Here is a 16,524-nt window from a genome sequence, read left to right on the forward strand (position 1 = left end):
CATGCGTACCGATCTGATCCGTAAGACCACTCTGACCGCCGCCGGCCTCGCCTTCACCGCAGGCACCATCGCCGGCCCCGTCACCACCGCCTTCGCCGCACCCACCACCAAGCCGGCCACCCAAACCCAGACCGACCGCAAGGCCGGCCACGGTGAGCGGGAGTTGGGCGTGCGCTACGAAGCCCAGCCGAACTTCTACTACTGCGGGCCCGCCGCCACCCGTAACGCCCTGAGTGTGCAGGGTAAGAACATCAACGTTGATGACATGGCCAAGGAAATGGGCACCACCGAGGCCGGCACCAACTCCATCAACGACATCACCCCCGTCCTGAACAAGGAAACCGGCAAGACCAACGCCTACCGGTCGGTGGAGATCAGCACCCCCGACGCTGACGCCAAGCAGACCGACACGCTGCGCGCCGACATCGTCAAGACTGTTGACGACGGTAGGGCCGTGGTCGCCAACATCGCCGGCACCAGCACCGACACCGACGGCGTGAGCCACTCCTACGAGGGCGGGCACTACATCAGCGTCGTCGGCTACCACGACAACGGCACCACCGTCACCATCGCCGACTCCGCCGACCCCAACCAAGCCGCCTACCAGATCAGCGTCGAACACCTCGCCGACTGGATCGCCACCCGCGGCTACGCCACCAGCTGACACCCACCCACACACACGCACACGACGAAGGGCCGGACCCCCACCACGGGGCCCGGCCCTTCGGCGACTTTTCCACCAACTGCGGCACGTATTGACAATTGTCGACTTCAGCATGAGGCTGGGGAGCAGTGAGAGCGCTCTCTCGCACCGGCCCCAACCGGCCACCACCCAGTCTGGCCAGGCACAACTCCGATGCCTTCGGCGGCGGCGCCGGAGCTGTCCCTGACCCGTCCCCGACAGGAGTCACGATGGACAGGGCCGCACCCCTCTCCGGCATCCCCCGCCGACTGCGCCTCGCCACGGCGATCGGCGCCCTGCTGGTGCTACTCGGCACGTACCTGGTCTCCGCCACCGACCGGGCCGACGCCGCCTCCGGCCGAGCCGGCGCTGACTTCGGCGCCAACGCCATCCGGGTCGCCGAGTTCCCCGCCGACTGCACGTACAGCCACCGGCTGCCGGACGACCCGATCGTCTTCCCCGGGCTGCCCGGGGCGTCGCACATGCACAGCTTCTTCGGCAGCACTGTGACGAACGCCAAGACCACCCTCCCGGACCTGGTCAACTCCCCCACCACCTGCGACCCGCGGGTGGACGTCTCGTCCTACTGGGTGCCGACCCTGTACCGGGACAACGTCGCGGTGGAGCCGGCGATCGCCACGTTCTACTACCTGGGTGAGGGCGTACGCGCCGACGTCGTCGCGAACACCCAGCCGTTCCCGCAGGGGCTGCGGCTCGTCGCCGGCAACGCGAAGGCCACCGGGCCGAACGACAGCATCGCCCGCTGGTCCTGCCTGCACGCCGGGCACGTGCCGCCGTCGAAGGACTTCGTCAACTGCCCGTCCGGCACGATGCTGGAGTCGTACCTGGACTTCCCGCAGTGCTGGAACGGCCGTGATCTCGACTCACCGGACCACAAGAGCCACCTGGCGTACCCGGTGAACCAGGCCTGCCCGAGCACCCACCCGGTGCACGTGCCCAAGTTGCGGCAGGTGCTGCGGTACCCGGTCACCGGTGACCCGTCACGGTTCCGGCTGGCCTCCGGGCCGGGCTACACGATGCACGGCGACTTCTTCAACGCGTGGCCGGTGGCCGAGCTGGCCCGCCGGGTCCAGGACTGCATCCGTCCCGTCATCAAGTGCGGTCACGACGGCCGACCGATCTGAGCGACAGCTCCACACCATGCGGCGGGTCCGGTCACCCGGGCCCGCCGCCCTGGTTGGGAAGGGAGGTCGGGTGCGCCAGCCCACGGCGTTCACGGTGCTCATCGGCGTGCTGCTCGTCGCCGGCTGTGGCGCCGGGCAACGGGACGCGGCCAGCACCGCCACACCACCCGTGACCGCGCCACCCGCGACGACCGCGCCGACGCCCACTGGTACGGCGTTCAACCCCACCGACATCGCCTGGCTGCAACTGACTGTGGCGATGACCGAACGCCTGCTGCCCGTTCTCGATCTGGTGCCGGCGCGGACCACCGACCCGGCCTGGCGGCGGACGGCCACCCAGGTGGCCACCACCCGGCGCGCCGACCTGGAGCGGGCCCGCCGGCTGCTGGCCGAGGCTGCCGCCCCGACGACGAATCCGCACGAGGGGCACGACATGCCGGGCATGGTCACGGCGCCGGAGATGACAGCGCTGCGGGCGGCCAGCGGGCAGTCGTTTCACCGCCTGCTCGCCGGGCACCTACGGGCGCATCTCGCGCAGTCGGTCCGGGTCGCCACCGCTGAGCAGCAGAGCGGAGTCCAGCCGGGGACAGTGGCGCTCGCGGCGGCCGTGGTCCGGTCCGGCACCACCGACCTCGCACGACTCGATCGTCTCGACCCCGGCTAGCCGTGCGCGCTCAGCGAGCGGTGACGATCTCGTCGAGCAGCGCGGCGAGCTCGGCCGGACGGGACAGCAACCGGTTAGTGGCGGGATTCGATCCGCCGGGCGCTGCTGCCCCGCCCGGCCATCCACCACACCGGCGACCTGGAAGATCGGCCGGCGAGGCTCAGGCGGCGTAGCGGGCGGCGAGGTCCACGACGCGCCGGGCGGCGGCCACCATCGCCCGGTCGGCGAACCGGCCGTCGGGCAGCACCACGGTCCCCGAATCCCGCTGGTGCGCGTCCGCCACGGCGGCCAGCAGCTCGGCGGCGCGGGCAACCTCCCGGTCGGCCGGCCGGAACGCGTCGACGATCACCGGGAGCTGGCGCGGGTGGATCGCCGCACGGCCGAGGAAGCCGAGCCGTCGGCCCGCCGCGCAGGAGGCGGCCAGACCGGCGAGGTCGACGACGTCGGCGTACACCGACATGGCCGGCGGGGCCAGACCGGCCGCGCGGGCCGCGACCACCACCCGGCCGCGCGCCCAGAGCAACCCGTCGTCGTCGCTCACCCCCAGATCGGAGCGCAGGTCGGCCTCGCCGAGCCCGATCGAGGCCACCGCCGGGTGGGCAGCGGCGATCGGGTACGCGGCCTCCAGCCCGACCGCCGACTCGATCAGCGGGTGCACTGGCACGTCGACCCGCTCGGCGAGGGCCGCCAGCGTCGCCGCCGACTCGACCTTCGGCAGCCGGAGCCCGGCCAACCCGGGTCGGCCGGCAACCGCCGCCAGGTCGGCGTCGAGGTCCGGGCCGGTCAGCTCGTTGACCCGGACCTGCACGGGCACCGGGTGCGTCTCGGCGAGGAACTCGGCGACCGCGTCCCGGGCGTACGCCTTGCGTCCGGCGACCACCGCGTCCTCCAGGTCGAGGATGACCGCGTCGGCACCGGAGGCGACCGCCTTGGCGAACCGGTCGGGGCGGTCGCCGGGCACGTAGAGCCAGCTCAACAGCATCAGAGCACTCCCCGTTCGCGCAGCGCGGCCAACTCCTCGGCGGTCAGGCCGAGCGCGCCGAAGACCGCGTCGGTGTCCTGGCCGTGTCGTCGGCCGGCGTGCCGGATCTCGCCGGGCGTCTCGGCGAGGCGGAACGGCACGTTCTGCATCCGTACCTCGCCCAACTCCTCGTCGGGAACTGTGCGCACGGTGCCCAGCGCGGCGTACTGCGGGTCGCTGAGGATGTCGCGCACGTCGTAGACGGGCGCGACGGCGGCCTGTGCCTCCTCGAACGCGGCCACCACCTCGTCGCGGTCCCGTTGCGCCACCCAGGCGCTCACCGCCGCGTCCAACTCGTCGGCGTGGGCGGCCCGGCCGCTGCCGGTGGCGAACCACGGCTCGTCGACCAGCTCACCGCGGCCGACCAGCCGCAGCACCCGCTCGGCGATGCTCTGCGCGCTGGTGGAGACCGCCACCCAGCGCCCGTCGGCACAGCGGTAGGTGTTGCGCGGGGCGTTGTTGTTGGACCGGTTGCCCAGCCGGGGCTGGACGTAGCCGAGTTGGTCGTACCAGGTGATCTGCGGCCCGAGCATCGCCATGATCGGCTCGATGATGGCGAGGTCGACGACCTGCCCGGTGCCGGTGACGTCGCGGGCCCGCAGGGCGAGCATCACGGCGTACGCGGCGGCGAGCGCGCTCACCGAGTCGGCCAGCCCGAACGGGGGCAGTGTGGGTGGCCCGTCCGGTTCCCCGGTGGCCGCCGCGAACCCGCTCATCGCCTCGGCGAGGGTGCCGAATCCGGGCCGGCGGGCGTACGGGCCGACCTGCCCGAACCCACTGATCCGGGTGATCACCAGCCGGGGGTTGACGGCGTGCAGCTCGGCCGGGCCGAGCCCCCACCGCTCCAGGGTTCCGGGCCGGAAGTTCTCCACCAGCACGTCGGCGTCGGCGAGCAGCCGGCGCAGCAACGCCGCGCCGTCCGGGTCGGACAGGTTGAGGGTGACTGTGCGCTTGTTGCGGCCGAGCACCTTCCACCAGAGCCCGACGCCGTCGCGGGCCGGGCCGTGCCCCCGCGACGGGTCCGGCTTGGCCGGATGCTCCACCTTGATCACGTCGGCGCCGAAGTCACCGAGGAACGCCGCAGCGAGCGGCCCGGCGAAGAGGGTGGCCAGGTCAACGACGGTGACGCCGTCCAGTGGCGCGGTCACCGGGTCGCCTCCGTCGCCTCCGACAGGTCGGCCGCACAGCGGAAGCCGACCTGCTCGGAACGGGCCAGACCGGCGCCGGTGAGCAACAGCTTCACCGACACGTCCGCCGGTTGCGGGCCGCCGTCGAAATACCAGTCGGAGCCCTCCGCCCGGTACTGGGCGCCGCCCTTCAGAATGGCGAAGCGGGTACGACCGTCGGAGTGCTCGCTCTCGGTCAGGTTCCACACCAGTGGTTCCCGCCGCACGAGCAGCCCCGCCTCGGCGGCGACCTGCCACTCGTCCTCGGTGGGCAGGCGCAGCCCGGCCCACGCCGCGTACGCCCGCGCGTCGGCCAGCTCGACCCCGGTCACCGGGGCGTCGGCCGGGCCGGAGCCGGCGGTGAACCGCTCCGGACGCACCGGACCGTAGCCGGTGGCGCGCAAAAACTCGGCGTACTCGCCGTGGGTGACCTCGTGCACGGCGATGGCGAACCGGCCGAGGCGCACACTGCGCCGCAGCGTGCCGGGGTGGTGCAGCCGGGGCGGCAGGGGCTTCCACTCGTCGACGTAGGGCGCCTCGCCGTACAGCCCGGTCTCCCGTACCCGGTGCCGGACGACCAGGTCGTACCGGCCGCTCCCGACGGCGACCAGGCCCGGCGGCACCTGCGGTCGGGGTGCCCACGGCGTACGGACGCGCACCGCGGCCCGGGCCGGGAAGGACTTGTCGCCGGTCGGCGGCTCGTGCCGGTGAGCGGAGGCGACTCCGCGCGCCACGGCCGCGATCGCGCCAGCCGGGAGCGGGCCGCCCACCGCCAGTCGACCGTCGGCGGTCTCGGTGACTGTCAACTCGGCACCGGTGACCAGGTCGACGAAGTGCCGGTCGACGTCCGGGTCGGTGACCAGCCACGGGCCGTCGTGGTCCGCGCCCCGGTTCACCACGGTCCACAGCGGCTCGTCGTCGTGCGTCCAGCGGGACGCGTACACCTGGCCGTCGCCGGGATGGTCGGCGAGCGGCACCCAGTCCTCGGCGCGCAACCACGCCGCGTGGCTGGCCTGCACCCGGCGCATCGCCCGCAGCACCGCGCGGTCCCGCTCGTTCCAGCCGACCCAGACGCCGAAGACGCTCTCCCAGACCAGCACGCCGACGCCGTTGAGCCAGGCGGAGTGCAGCTCGTCGAGGTGGTCGCGGTGCCAGCGCCGGGTGTGGTGCAGCACGTGCCGTCGCTCGAACCACTTCGCCCGCAGCACGCCGGGCACCTCGGAGTCGGCGAACCACTGCGCCCAGGACATCGCGTGGTCGGCGATGCGGGCCAGCGGCACCCGGCTCTCGCCCTCCAGTACCATGCCGGGGCGCACCGCGTCCAGCGCGGCGCGGAGCTCCCCGGCGCCCTCCTTGAGGGTGTCCAGGAAGACCCCGTCGACGCCGAGCTTGCCGGCCAGCGTGGCGACCTCGTCGGCGTCGCTGCCCGGCTCGCGCCGGGTGCCGGTGTCCCACGGGTTGTAGTCGACAAAGACCCGCACCCCACGCTGCTGGAACGCGCGCACCACATCGGGCAGCTCCGGCACGTCCCGGTACCAGTCGAACTGGTTGCGGTCGTCGAGGCCGATCACCGGGTACGCGTGCCAGAGCACCACCCCGTCGAAGCCGCCGAAGTCCCGCCCGGCCGCGTCGAGGAACTCGTCGACGGTGAAGACGCCGCGTTCGTGGTCGTAGAGCGTCTCGTCCCAGAGCCAGGCCAGGCAGACGCTGAAGCAGTCACCGGCGATCTCGTCGTAGTGCTCGCCGACGTAACCGATCCGGTCCCGGGCGTCGACCCGCCACCGGGCGATCTGCTCCCGCCAGGCCGGCCAGTCGGCCGGGTCGGCGGGGGCGGCGAAGATCTTCGCCTCGTCCAGGGTGCTCAGGTCGGCGTGCCCGCCCAACGGCACCTCGGTCGGCCTGTCGATCGGGCGTGGGACGTACGGGTTGAAGCTCACTGTGCACCTCGGTAGGTCGCGTCGTAGAGGGCGTCGATGGCCGGCCGGGCGGGCAGGGCGGTCGACGCCCCGGGCCGCTGGGCGCAGGCCGCGCCGGCGGCGCAGGCCCAGCGCAGGCTGGCTGTGACGGTGTCCTCGCTGCTGGCGCCGCCGCGTTCGGCCCAGCCCACGGCGAGCGCGCCGGTGAACGCGTCACCGGCGGCGGTGGTGTCCACCGCGTCGATCTGCGGCGCCGGGACCGCGAGACGCAGGCCGTGTCGATCGGCGTACGCGGCACCGCGCGCGCCGAGGGTGAGCACCACCCGGGGCACAAGCTTCAGCAGGGCGTCGAGCAGCACCGGTGGGTCGTCGGAGGCGACCTCGGCGACGACCGCCGCCTCATGCTCGTTGACCACCAGCACGTCGACGAGGTCGAGCAGTGCGGTGGGCAGCGCGGCGGCGGGTGCTGCGTTCAGTACCACTGTGGTGCCGTCGGCCCGGGCCCAGTGCGCCGCCTGGAGTACGGCGGTCAGCGGCACCTCCAGTTGCAGCAGCAGCACGTCTGCCGCCGCGATCGTCGCCCGGTCGTCCGCGTTCAGCTCGGTCAGCGTGCCGTTGGCGCCGGGCGCTACCAGGATGAAGTTCTCCGCGTCCCGGTCGACGGCGATCAACGCGACGCCGGAGGGGCCCGCGGCGGTCCGCAGACCACTGACGTCCACCCCGGCGTCGACGAGACTCGCCCGCATCCGGGTACCGAACTCGTCGTCGCCGACCGCGCCCACGAAGTCGCAGGCCGCTCCGGCCCGGGCGGCGGCGACGGCCTGGTTGGCGCCCTTGCCGCCGGGTACGGTCCGAAAGTTCTCGCCGAGCACCGTCTCACCGGGGTGGGGCAGCCGCGACGCGGTGACCACCAGGTCCAGGTTGCTGCTGCCCACCACCGCCACCCGCGCGCTCATGCCACGCCCCCTTCTATCGCCGGCTGTGCCAGGGCGAGGGTCCGCTCGGCCAGCTCGTCGAAGCCGATCCCGTCGAAGCCGGCGATACTGCTGGCCAGCCGATTGCGTAGCGGGGCCACCCAACGCTGCGGCAGCCCGGACGCACCGGTGAGCGCTCCGGTCACCGCGCCGACAGTCGCGCCGGTCGAGTCGGTGTCCCAGCCGCCGCTGACCACGGCGGTGATCGACCGTTCCAGGTCCCCCCGCCCGTACGCGAGGGCGGCGGCCACCAGCGCGGCGTTGTTGCGGACGTGCACCCAGTGCAGGTGGCCGTGTCGTGCGTACAGCTCGTCGACAACGCGTTCCCAGTCGTCGGTCCCCGCGCCGAGCTCACGCGCCTCCCGGACCGTGGCGGCGAACCGGCTTCCCGGCGGCAGCACCGCCTCGGCGGCGTCCAGCACCTCGTCCACCGTGTCGGCCACCGGGGCGGCGGCGGCCAGCGCCGCCGCCCAGAGCGCGCCGTGCACCCCACCCCGGACATGGCTGACCGTCGCGTCCCGCACCGCCAACTCGGCGGCGCGGTCCGGTCGGCCGGGGTTGACCCAGCCGTACACGTCGGTGCGGATCTGCGCGCCGATCCACTCCCGGAACGGGTTGTGCCGGCGGGCGCTCTGCGGCGGCGGGTACCCGAGCAGCAGGTTGCGGTAGGCCACCCGCTCGGCGGTGAAGACCCGCCCGCCAGGCAGCCAGTCCAGCCACGCCTGCGCCACGTCGGCGCTGGTGAAGCCCCGACCGTGCGTCTCCAGCACGCGCAGGGCCAGCAACGCGTAGTTCAGGTCGTCGTCCTCGGGCATCCCGTCGATGTTCTCGGCGAGGCTGGTCGGCGCGCTGCGCCGGTTCCACGGCCAGCGGGCGGCCACGTCGGCCGGGAGTCCCTTCGCTGTGAACCAGTCGCGCAGCGGCCACCGGTCGGTCGCGGTGAGGATCTCCCGGATGCCCTCGCGGGGAATCTTCTCCACCGGCTTGCCGAGCAGGCAGCCGACCGCCCGGCCGAGCCACCCGCCGTGCAGCCGGTCGTACGCGGCCTCGGTCGGCAGCGACCAGTTGGTCGGCCATCCGGCGCGCAGCGTGGCCAGGTCGTCGGCCTCGTCGGCGCTGTCGAGGGCGGGCAACGCGTCGGCGGCGTCCAGCAGCTCCGTGGCGAGGGTCCGCAGCTGCGGCGATGCCGGGGTCACCGACGCCCCGCTGACCGGTGGGGTCAGGTCCCCGCCGGCCGCCGTCCACCGCTGGGCGATCGCGGCGACGTCGCGTCCCTCGTCACGGCTGGCCGCCAGCTCGTGCGGCAGCAGGTCCTCCGGCTGAACCCAGGTGATCCTCACCGGGTCTCGCCCCCAACCCCCCGGGTGTCACCGGCGGCCAGCCCGGCGAACCGCTCCGCCCGGCGGGCGAACCGGGCCTGGTCGCGCTCGAACACCTCGCCGGCCACCGTCGCGAGGACCCGGGCCGGCTCCACAAGGTCGGTCCTGGAGGCGGTGGCGACAACGTCGGACCACTCCGCCGGCACCGCGTCGGCGCCACCGAGCGCCCCGGCGATGGCGGCGGCCATGGTGGCTGTGGAGTCGGCGTCCCGGCCGTAGTTGACCGAGCCGAGCACCGCGGCCCGGAAGTCGCCGCCGGCCACCACGAGCATGCCGAGAGCCACCGGCAGCTCCTCGATGGCGTGCAGCCGGCTGGGCCGCCGCGCGCCGAGGCCGGGGCTGCGGTACTCCTCCCCCACCGTGTCGTAGGGGGCGACGGCGGCCCGCAGCGCCGGGATGGCCTGCTTCCAGTCGTGGTGGCCGCGGGCCTCCTTGACCACCGCGTCGATGGCCGCGCGGGTGCCGTCGCGGGCCAGGTCCAGCGCCGCCACGACGACGTCCTCGACACCCGCGCCGGGCGTCGCGGCCGCCGCGACCGCTGCCGCGAACACGGCGGCGGCCTCCCGACCGTAGCTGTGCTGGTGCGCGCCGGCGATCTCCACCGCCTCGGCGTACGCCCCGGCCGGGTCGCCCGCGTTGACGATGCCGACCGGGGCCATGTACATGGCCGCGCCACAGTTGACGATGTTGCCGACCCCGGCCTCGCGCGGATCCGCGTGCGCGTGGTGCAGTCGGGTGACCAGCCACCGCTCGGCGGCCGCGAGCCGGTGGAAGGTCACCCCGTCGCGCTCCAGGTCGGGGATGTACACCACCCGCTCGATCAGGTCGGGAACCAGCAGCTCCACCACGTCGTACGCGTCGAGGTGGTCCCGTTTGGCCGCGTACGCGCGGACCAGGGCGTGGGTCATCAACGTGTCGTCGGTGATGTGCCCGTCGCCCTTGTGGTACGGCGCGAGGGGCCGCGCGGTGGCCCAGTCGGCGTGGTACGGGGGCACGATGCCCTCGACCCAGCCGCCGAAGCGGGTGCGGATCTGCTCGGGCAGCGCCGTCTCGGTGGCGCCACCCAGGGCGTCTCCGACCGCGGCGCCGACCAGGCAACCGACCGATGTGTCGAGCAAGAGTGACATGTCGTTACCTCAGAACCTGCTTGCCACCGTCGACCAGCTGCGTGCCGAGCTGATCGAGGGTGATCTTGTTGGCGAAGTACTGCTGGAGGGCCGGCGTGGCGTACTTGGTCTTCCACTCCGGGTAGCCGTCGGCCTGCTGGAACGGGGCGACGGTCAGGTCCGTGGCGCTGTCCGCGGCGACGTCCCAGCCCTGCTTGCCGGCGGTGAGCTTGACCAGTTCCTCGTTGGCCTGCTTGCCGGTCGGCACCAACCAGTCGCCCTTGGCCAGGGCCGCCATGTTGGTCGGGTTCAGGAAGTACTCCAGGAACTGCGCGGCCTGCTTCTTGTGCTTGCTGTCCTCGGAGATGGACAGCGTCTGCGGGTTGGCGGCCTGCTTGCTGGAGAGCCCCTTGATCGGGGGCAGTGTGACCCACTCGAAGCCGGCCGGCGCCTGCTCGACCATCTGCTGGCGCAGCGACACCGAGCCGGGCAGCATCGCGTACTTGCCGCCGAAGAAGCCGGGCAGGGTGTCCGCGCCGCTCATGCCGAGCGCCTCCGGGGAGGCGGACTTGGCGGTGTAGAGCATGTCGTGGATCCGCTTCGGGATCTCCTTCTCCGCGTCGCCGACCTTGACCTCGGTGCGGCCACCGTCGCCGTAGAAGAATTTGCCGTCGTAGTTGAGCGCCAGGTTCAGCACCCGGTTGGTCGGCGACTTCAGCGCCCAGGCCGCGCCGTACTGGCCGGGCTTGGTGAGCTTCTGCGCGTTGGCCTGGAACTCGTCCCAGGTCCAGCCGCCGTCGGCCGGCGGCACCGCGACACCGGCGGCGTCGAGCAACTTCTTGTTGGCGATGACGACCTGCGACTCCAGCAGGAACGGCACACCGGTGACCTTGCCGTCGACGGTGGTGGTGTCCCAGATGCCCTTGTCGATCTGGCCCTTCAGGTCGTCGGAGACCAGGTCGGAGAGGTCGGCCAGGTAGCCCTGCTTGCTGAACTCGCCAATCGAGGACGCCTCGTAGTGCACGATGTCCGGCGCGTCGCCGCCCTCGAACGAGGTGAGCAGCTGGTCGTGCACCGAGTTCCAGTCACCCTGGACGTACTCGACCTGGATGTCCGGGTGCTCGGCGTTCCACTTGGCGACCAGATCCTTGTTTACCTGCAACGACTCCTTCTGCCAGGCGAGGCTGAGGAAGCGCAGCTTGGCCGGGCCCGAGGTGGCCTCGTCGTCGCCGCCGGCACCGCACGCGGTGAGCGCGCCGAGGCCGATGACCGCGACCGCGGCGCCCGCCGCGAGTCGACGGAATCGGGTACGGAACATGGGGGTTACCTCCTTGGTGGTGGTGGTTGGGGGGACGGGTCAGCCCTTGACCGCGCCCGCGAGCGACCCGGACGAGAGCCGGCGCTGCATGAACGCGAAGAAGATCAGGCTGGGCAGCGTGGCCAGCAGTGAGCCGGCGGCCAGGGGTCCCAGCCGGGCGGTGCCCTCGATGCCGACGAACCGGGCCAGCGCCACCGGCAGGGTGGCCAACTCCGGGGTCTTGATCAGCACCAGTGCGAAGAAGAACTCGTTCCAGGCCGAGATGAAGGAGAACAGCGCGGTAGCGACCAGACCCGGGGCGAGCAACGGAAAGACCACCCGCCGCAGGACCTGCACCCGGGTGGCGCCGTCGACCGAGGCAGCCTCCTCCAGCTCCCTCGGGATGTTGCGGACGAAGCCCTGCAACATCCACAGCGCGAACGGCAGCGCCCAGACCACGTAGATCAGCACCAGCCCGGCGTGCGTGTTGGCCAGGCCGACCTGCCGCAGCACCAGGAAGATCGGGATGATCAGCAGCACGAACGGGAAGAGCTGGGACAGCAGCACCCAGCCCAGCGCGGCGGTGCCGAGCTTGGAGCGGAACCGGGCGAGGGCGTACGACGCCGGCATGGCGACCAGCACTGTCAGCACCGCCGAGGCGAGGGAGACCTGGAGGCTGTTGAGCGCCGCCCGACCCAGTTCCTGTTCGGTGAACGCCTGCACGAAGTTCTGCAGTGTCGGGTTGTCCGGGATCAACGTCGGGTGCAGGCGTACCAGCTCGCGCGGCGGTTTGAACGCCGTGGAGAGCAGCCAGACCAGCGGGAACCCGAGGAAGATCAGGTAGCCGGCGAGCGCCAGGTACTGAAGCGTCCGGCTCGTGCGGCTCGGTTTTCCGAACATGTCAGTTCGCCTCCCTGAGCCGGCGACGGAGATAGACAGCGAGCAGCGCGATGATGATCACGACCATGACGTTGCCGAGCGCCGCCGCGTAGCCGTAGTTGCCGTAGCGGAACGCCTCCTCGTACGCGAAGAGCATCGGCAGCATCGTCTTGCCGCCCGGTCCACCGGCGGTGAGCACGTAGACCAGGCCGAACGAGTTGAAGTTCCAGATGAAGTCCAGCGAGGTGATCGCCACGATCACCGGCGCCAGCGCGGGCAGCGTGACGTGCCGGAACCGGTGCCAGGTGCTCGCCCCGTCCACCGCCGCCGCCTCGTGCAGCTCGCGACCCACGCCCTGCAGGCCGGCGAGCAGGACGACTGTGGTCTGCGGCATGCCCGCCCAGACCCCGACGATGATCACCGCGGGCAGGGCGGTGCTGAAGTCGCCCAGCCAGTTCGTCCGCAGTCCGTCAGCGCCGATGCGGTGGAAGAACTCGTTGATCAGGCCGGCGTCGGGGTGGTAGACGAGCTTCCACAGGATGCCGACCACGACGGGCGGCATCGCCCACGGCACGACGGCCAGCACCCGCGCCACACCTCGGAACCGCAGTTGCTGGTTGAGCAGCAGCGCCAGCCCGAGGGCGAGCAGGAACTGCAACACCGTCACCCCGACCGCCCAGAGCAGGCCGATCTTGAACGAGTTCCAGAACAGCTCGTCGCCGAGGAGTTCCCGGTAGTTGGCCAGGCCGGTGAAGCTGACCTCGACGTTGCGCCCGGCGCGGGCGTCGGTGAAGCCGAGGTAGATGCCGCGCAGCAGCGGGAACACCGACAGCACCACGATCGGCAGCAGCGACGGCAGCAACAGAAGATAGATGGTGGTGCGGTCGGAGCGGAACCGGTTGCGCCGGCGGGCCGGCTCGGCCCGCTCGACGTCCGGCCGCTCGGCCAGGGTGGTCATGCGGTCACCCCTTCGCTGGACGGGTGGGTGGTCGGTGGGCCGGCGGCGGGTCGAGGGGACGGCACCGTCGCAGCGCTGGACGCGCGGACGACGAGGTTCGGCGGCACCTGCTCGCGTCGCGGCGGCAGTGTGGCGTCGGCAATGCGTTGCAGGAGCAGTTCGGCGGCTCGGCGACCACGCTCGGCCGAGCCGAGCGAGACGCTGGAGAGCTGGGGAAACATCATCCGGGCCAGTTCGGTGTCGTCCATGCCGACCAGTGCCACGTCCTGCGGCACCCGACGACCGGCGACCAGCAGGGCGTGCAGCGCGCCAACCGCGATGAGGTCATTGGCGCAGACCAGGGCGTCCGGGTCGGCGCGGGCGAGCAGCCGCTCGGTGGCGGCGCGGCCGGCGGCGTACTGGAAGTCGCCGACCTCGATGAGCGCGGCGTCGAGCGGGATGCCGTGTCCGGCCAGGGCGGCCCGGAATCCGGCGTCGCGGGCGGCGCCCGGGACGGTGTCGAGCGGGCCGTTGACGAAGCCGATCCGCCGTCGGCCGGTGGCGACGAGATGGTCCACGGCCAGCGCCACACCGTGCCGTGAGTCGGTACGCACGTTGTCGATCGGGGCGTCCTCGCCGAGCTGGCCGACGACCACCACGGGCACCGGACTGTCCACCAGCGCGGTGAGGTGGTCGTCGGTGACCCGGATCGGCGAGACGATCATGCCGTCCACGTAACGGTTGGCCAGCCGACGCAGCAGGGCGGTCTCGTTGTCGATCCGCCCACCGGTGGCGTGCACCAGCAGTTGCCGCCCGGAGGACGCGACAACTGCCTCGATGGCCCGCATCATCTCCACGTAGACCGGGTTGCCGATGTCCTCCACGGCGAGCGCGACGAGACCGGTGCGCTGGGACTGCAACGACCGGGCGATCGCGTTGGGCACGTAGCCGACCTCGGCCGCCGCCTCGCGAACCTTGCGGATCGTCTCGGGGCTGCCGCCGACGCCGTTGAGCACCCGCGAGGCGGACGCGATGGAGACGCCGGCGCGGGCGGCGACGGTGTGCACCGTGGGCCGACCGTCCGCCGGTTCCTGTAAACGTTTACGACCCACGTCCGGCACCTCCACCCGATAGCTGTAAACGTTTCCGGGGAGTCTGCTCCGCAAGCGCCAGAGAGGTCAACCCCCCGTTACGAAAACGTTTCCAACCACCCCACCCCCACCCCGTTGATCATGAAGTTATTGCCGCGACACGCCGCCGCGGAGGGCAATAACTTCATGATCAACCGTCAGAGCAGAGGGGTGGGGGTAGGGGGAGGTGTCGGGATGGCCAGCGGGAGCGGAGTCTGCGGTCGTGGCTGGCCACCACGATGGCACCCGGGCCGGTGCCCAGGGCGTCCTCCAGTTCGTCGCTCAGCGTCGGCGACAGGTGGTTGGTGGGCTCGTCGAGCAGGAGCAGCTCCGGCGGATCGGCGACGAGCACCGCCAGGGCGAGCCGTCGGCGCTGTCCCACCGACAGGTCGGCCACCGGGCGGTCGAGGTCCGCCGGGGCGAGCAGCCCGAGAGACGACAGCGGTACGACAGCAGCCCGCTCCACGCCGACGGCCGCGTCGAAGACCTGCCTGGCCGTGCGCCGCGCATCAGCGAAGACGGTGTCCTGGGCGAGCAGGCCGACCCGCAGCTCCGGTCGCCGCCAGAGCGCTCCGGCACCGGTCAGGTGGCCGGCGAGCACGGCGAGCAGGGTCGACTTGCCCGTGCCGTTGGGGCCGGTCACCAACAGCCGGTCGCGGGACCTGATCTCCAGGTGCGCCACCCGCAGTCGGCCGGGAACCTCCAGCCGGTCCACAGTGAGGATGGCCCCGTCACTGTCCCCGACGGCGAGCGCCGACGCGTGGAAGCGCAACGGATCCGGCGGCACCGGAACGGGGTCGCGCTCGATCGTCTCCAGTCGACGGACGGCGTCGCGGACGCGACGGGAGATCTGGTTCTGAACGCGGCCGGCGGTGTGGCCGTACCCCATCTTCTCGCTGTCGCGCGGGCCGCGGCCGTGGGCGACCTGGTGCCCGGTCACGGCGGCGGCCTCGCGCAGGTCGGCGAGGAGCGCCTGCTCGTCGTCGTAGCGCCGACGCCACCGTTGCGCCTCGGCGCGCTTCGCCGTCAGGTACGCGGTGTAGCCACCGCCGAAACGGACCGGCCCGTCGACCGCCGGGTCCAGGTCGATGAGATCGGTGCAGACCGCGTCCAGGAACGCCCGGTCGTGACTGGCCACCACGACCACCCCCGGCATGGCGCGGAGCTGGTCCTCGCAGAACGCCGCCGCCGCGTCGTCGAGGTGGTTGGTGGGCTCGTCGAGCAGCAGCGCACTCGGCCGGCGGATCAGCACCGCCGCCAGGGCGAGCCGGCCGCGTTGCCCGCCGGAGAGCGCGCCCAACGTCCGGTCGTGGGGCAGACCGCCGAGGCCGAGGCCGTCGAGGACCGTCCGGGCACGCCGGTCGGCGTCCCAGGCGTCGCGGTCCTGTGCCCGTTCCAGAACCTCGCCGTAGGCAGCCAGCAGCCCGTGGTGCTGCTCGGTGCCCTCCGGCGAGTCGGTGAGCGCGACGCCGATCCGGTCCAGTTCGGCGAGGTCGGCACGGGCCTCGCACAGCGCGTCGTCGAGGACCGCGGCGATGGTGGTGGAGGGATGGAAGGGCAGCTCCTGGTGCAGGAAGCCGACGTCCGGCGGGCGGGTCACGGTGCCGGAGTCGGGTACGTCGACGCCGGCCAGGACCCGAAGCAGCGTCGTCTTGCCGGTGCCGTTCTCACCGATCAGGCCGATCCGGTGGCCGGGTGCGGCGGTCAGGGAGAGGCCGTCGAGCACCCGGCGGTCGCCGCGGACCCGCACGAGGTCATGGGCGATGAGAGCAGGTCGAACAGACATGGGGGACCTCGGAGAAGGACGATCCGGGGCGCACACCGGCACCCCGGCGGAGCAGGACATGACGACGGAGGCCGCGGCGACAAAGGCGCGATCACGCGCCCGTCGGCGGCCGGTCCGGGTGCTCACCCGGAGATGTCGTCGTCACCTGCCACGCCTGCTCCGATCTCCGACAACTCGGGCGCAAGAATAACTCGGCGTCGCTGGCTTCGGTTCAGCTCCCGCCCATGCTCGACGAGCTGTTGTCCGACGAGTTGCCCCGGCGGGACGTGTATCGGCCTGCCAGTCGCCCGGCCCGAGCGCGACGCCCCAGCACACCGATGATCACCAGCAGCAGGCCGGCGAAGATCACGACTCCGCCGCCCACCAGTGCCGCCGCCGTTCCTGCTGACATGACCGACCGCCTCTCTCCGACTGTGACCGGTACGGCCAGACGAGCAGATCC

General features: G+C 72.3%; 15 protein-coding genes. 3 read left to right on the forward strand and 12 right to left on the reverse strand.

All coding sequences use genetic code 11. The annotated features are described in order from the left end of the window. The first annotated feature begins 1 nt into the window (after window position 1). From AB0K35_RS01535 to AB0K35_RS01545, 3 genes are all read left to right on the forward strand, one after another. Window positions 2–664, forward strand: a complete 663-nt coding sequence (locus tag AB0K35_RS01535; RefSeq protein WP_363882908.1) for a C39 family peptidase — start codon at window positions 2–4, stop codon at window positions 662–664. A gap of 248 nt (window positions 665–912) precedes the next feature. Beyond that, window positions 913–1,827 carry a DUF1996 domain-containing protein gene (locus AB0K35_RS01540; RefSeq protein WP_357359942.1) on the forward strand — a complete coding sequence of 305 codons (915 nt, stop codon included), beginning with the start codon at window positions 913–915 and terminating at the stop codon, window positions 1,825–1,827. 70 nt (window positions 1,828–1,897) lie between these two features. After that, a complete protein-coding gene (locus AB0K35_RS01545; protein WP_238667626.1) occupies window positions 1,898–2,491 on the forward strand; it encodes a DUF305 domain-containing protein in 594 nt (197 codons plus the stop codon). A gap of 160 nt (window positions 2,492–2,651) precedes the next feature. Here the strand turns inward: AB0K35_RS01545 and AB0K35_RS01550 are convergent, their stop codons facing one another. The 12 genes from AB0K35_RS01550 to AB0K35_RS01605 all read right to left on the reverse strand — a co-directional run bounded on the left by AB0K35_RS01550 (window position 2,652) and on the right by AB0K35_RS01605 (window position 16,473). Then, the gene (locus AB0K35_RS01550) at window positions 2,652–3,473 is read right to left on the reverse strand and encodes a CoA ester lyase (RefSeq protein ID WP_363882912.1); all 822 of its coding nucleotides are present in this window, start codon (window positions 3,471–3,473) and stop codon (window positions 2,652–2,654) included. After that, window positions 3,473–4,660: a CoA transferase gene (locus AB0K35_RS01555; RefSeq protein ID WP_363882915.1), complete on the reverse strand. Its 1,188-nt coding sequence runs from the start codon at window positions 4,658–4,660 to the stop codon at window positions 3,473–3,475. The genes AB0K35_RS01550 and AB0K35_RS01555 overlap by 1 nt, the downstream gene beginning before the upstream one ends. Next, window positions 4,657–6,615, reverse strand: coding sequence for an SUMF1/EgtB/PvdO family nonheme iron enzyme (locus tag AB0K35_RS01560; protein ID WP_363882918.1), 1,959 nt, complete (start codon window positions 6,613–6,615; stop codon window positions 4,657–4,659). Before AB0K35_RS01560 ends, AB0K35_RS01555 begins: the two co-directional genes overlap by 4 nt. Then, window positions 6,612–7,550: a ribokinase gene (locus AB0K35_RS01565; RefSeq protein WP_363882921.1), complete on the reverse strand. Its 939-nt coding sequence runs from the start codon at window positions 7,548–7,550 to the stop codon at window positions 6,612–6,614. The genes AB0K35_RS01560 and AB0K35_RS01565 overlap by 4 nt, the downstream gene beginning before the upstream one ends. Beyond that, window positions 7,547–8,908: an ADP-ribosylglycohydrolase family protein gene (locus AB0K35_RS01570; protein WP_363882924.1), complete on the reverse strand. Its 1,362-nt coding sequence runs from the start codon at window positions 8,906–8,908 to the stop codon at window positions 7,547–7,549. The genes AB0K35_RS01565 and AB0K35_RS01570 overlap by 4 nt, the downstream gene beginning before the upstream one ends. Beyond that, window positions 8,905–10,074, reverse strand: coding sequence for an ADP-ribosylglycohydrolase family protein (locus tag AB0K35_RS01575; protein WP_238667632.1), 1,170 nt, complete (start codon window positions 10,072–10,074; stop codon window positions 8,905–8,907). Before AB0K35_RS01575 ends, AB0K35_RS01570 begins: the two co-directional genes overlap by 4 nt. A 4-nt stretch (window positions 10,075–10,078) precedes the next feature. Further along, window positions 10,079–11,371, reverse strand: a complete 1,293-nt coding sequence (locus tag AB0K35_RS01580; protein WP_363882928.1) for a sugar ABC transporter substrate-binding protein — start codon at window positions 11,369–11,371, stop codon at window positions 10,079–10,081. Window positions 11,372–11,410: 39 nt separating this feature from the next. Beyond that, window positions 11,411–12,250 (reverse strand): carbohydrate ABC transporter permease, encoded by an 840-nt coding sequence (locus AB0K35_RS01585; protein ID WP_238667634.1) that lies wholly within the window; start codon window positions 12,248–12,250, stop codon window positions 11,411–11,413. 1 nt (window position 12,251) lies between these two features. Next, window positions 12,252–13,187 carry a sugar ABC transporter permease gene (locus AB0K35_RS01590; RefSeq protein WP_357268835.1) on the reverse strand — a complete coding sequence of 312 codons (936 nt, stop codon included), beginning with the start codon at window positions 13,185–13,187 and terminating at the stop codon, window positions 12,252–12,254. Continuing rightward, on the reverse strand, window positions 13,184–14,278 hold the full coding sequence (locus tag AB0K35_RS01595) for a LacI family DNA-binding transcriptional regulator (RefSeq protein WP_363882932.1): 1,095 nt from the start codon (window positions 14,276–14,278) through the stop codon (window positions 13,184–13,186). The genes AB0K35_RS01590 and AB0K35_RS01595 overlap by 4 nt, the downstream gene beginning before the upstream one ends. A 169-nt stretch (window positions 14,279–14,447) precedes the next feature. Then, entirely contained in the window at window positions 14,448–16,082 is a 1,635-nt protein-coding gene (locus AB0K35_RS01600) for an ABC-F family ATP-binding cassette domain-containing protein (protein ID WP_363882935.1), read from the reverse strand. A 211-nt stretch (window positions 16,083–16,293) separates the two neighbouring features. Next, window positions 16,294–16,473 carry a hypothetical protein gene (locus tag AB0K35_RS01605; protein WP_238667638.1) on the reverse strand — a complete coding sequence of 60 codons (180 nt, stop codon included), beginning with the start codon at window positions 16,471–16,473 and terminating at the stop codon, window positions 16,294–16,296. Between the last annotated feature and the right edge of the window lie 51 nt (window positions 16,474–16,524).

This window comes from Micromonospora sp. NPDC053740 (genome assembly GCF_040677775.1).
Taxonomy (GTDB): Bacteria; Actinomycetota; Actinomycetes; order Mycobacteriales; family Micromonosporaceae; genus Micromonospora; species Micromonospora alfalfae.

Bases quoted from the DNA above. Each gene is read 5' to 3' on its own strand.
- AB0K35_RS01550 (WP_363882912.1), bottom strand. From the start codon at position 3,473: ATGCTGTTGAGCTGGCTCTACGTGCCCGGCGACCGCCCCGACCGGTTC.
- AB0K35_RS01575 (WP_238667632.1), bottom strand. From the start codon at position 10,074: ATGTCACTCTTGCTCGACACATCGGTCGGTTGCCTGGTCGGCGCCGCG.
- AB0K35_RS01580 (WP_363882928.1), bottom strand. From the start codon at position 11,371: ATGTTCCGTACCCGATTCCGTCGACTCGCGGCGGGCGCCGCGGTCGCG.
- AB0K35_RS01585 (WP_238667634.1), bottom strand. From the start codon at position 12,250: ATGTTCGGAAAACCGAGCCGCACGAGCCGGACGCTTCAGTACCTGGCG.
- AB0K35_RS01605 (WP_238667638.1), bottom strand. From the start codon at position 16,473: ATGTCAGCAGGAACGGCGGCGGCACTGGTGGGCGGCGGAGTCGTGATC.
- AB0K35_RS01600 (WP_363882935.1), bottom strand. From the start codon at position 16,082: ATGTCTGTTCGACCTGCTCTCATCGCCCATGACCTCGTGCGGGTCCGC.
- AB0K35_RS01535 (WP_363882908.1), top strand. From the start codon at position 2: ATGCGTACCGATCTGATCCGTAAGACCACTCTGACCGCCGCCGGCCTC.
- AB0K35_RS01590 (WP_357268835.1), bottom strand. From the start codon at position 13,187: ATGACCACCCTGGCCGAGCGGCCGGACGTCGAGCGGGCCGAGCCGGCC.
- AB0K35_RS01540 (WP_357359942.1), top strand. From the start codon at position 913: ATGGACAGGGCCGCACCCCTCTCCGGCATCCCCCGCCGACTGCGCCTC.
- AB0K35_RS01565 (WP_363882921.1), bottom strand. From the start codon at position 7,550: ATGAGCGCGCGGGTGGCGGTGGTGGGCAGCAGCAACCTGGACCTGGTG.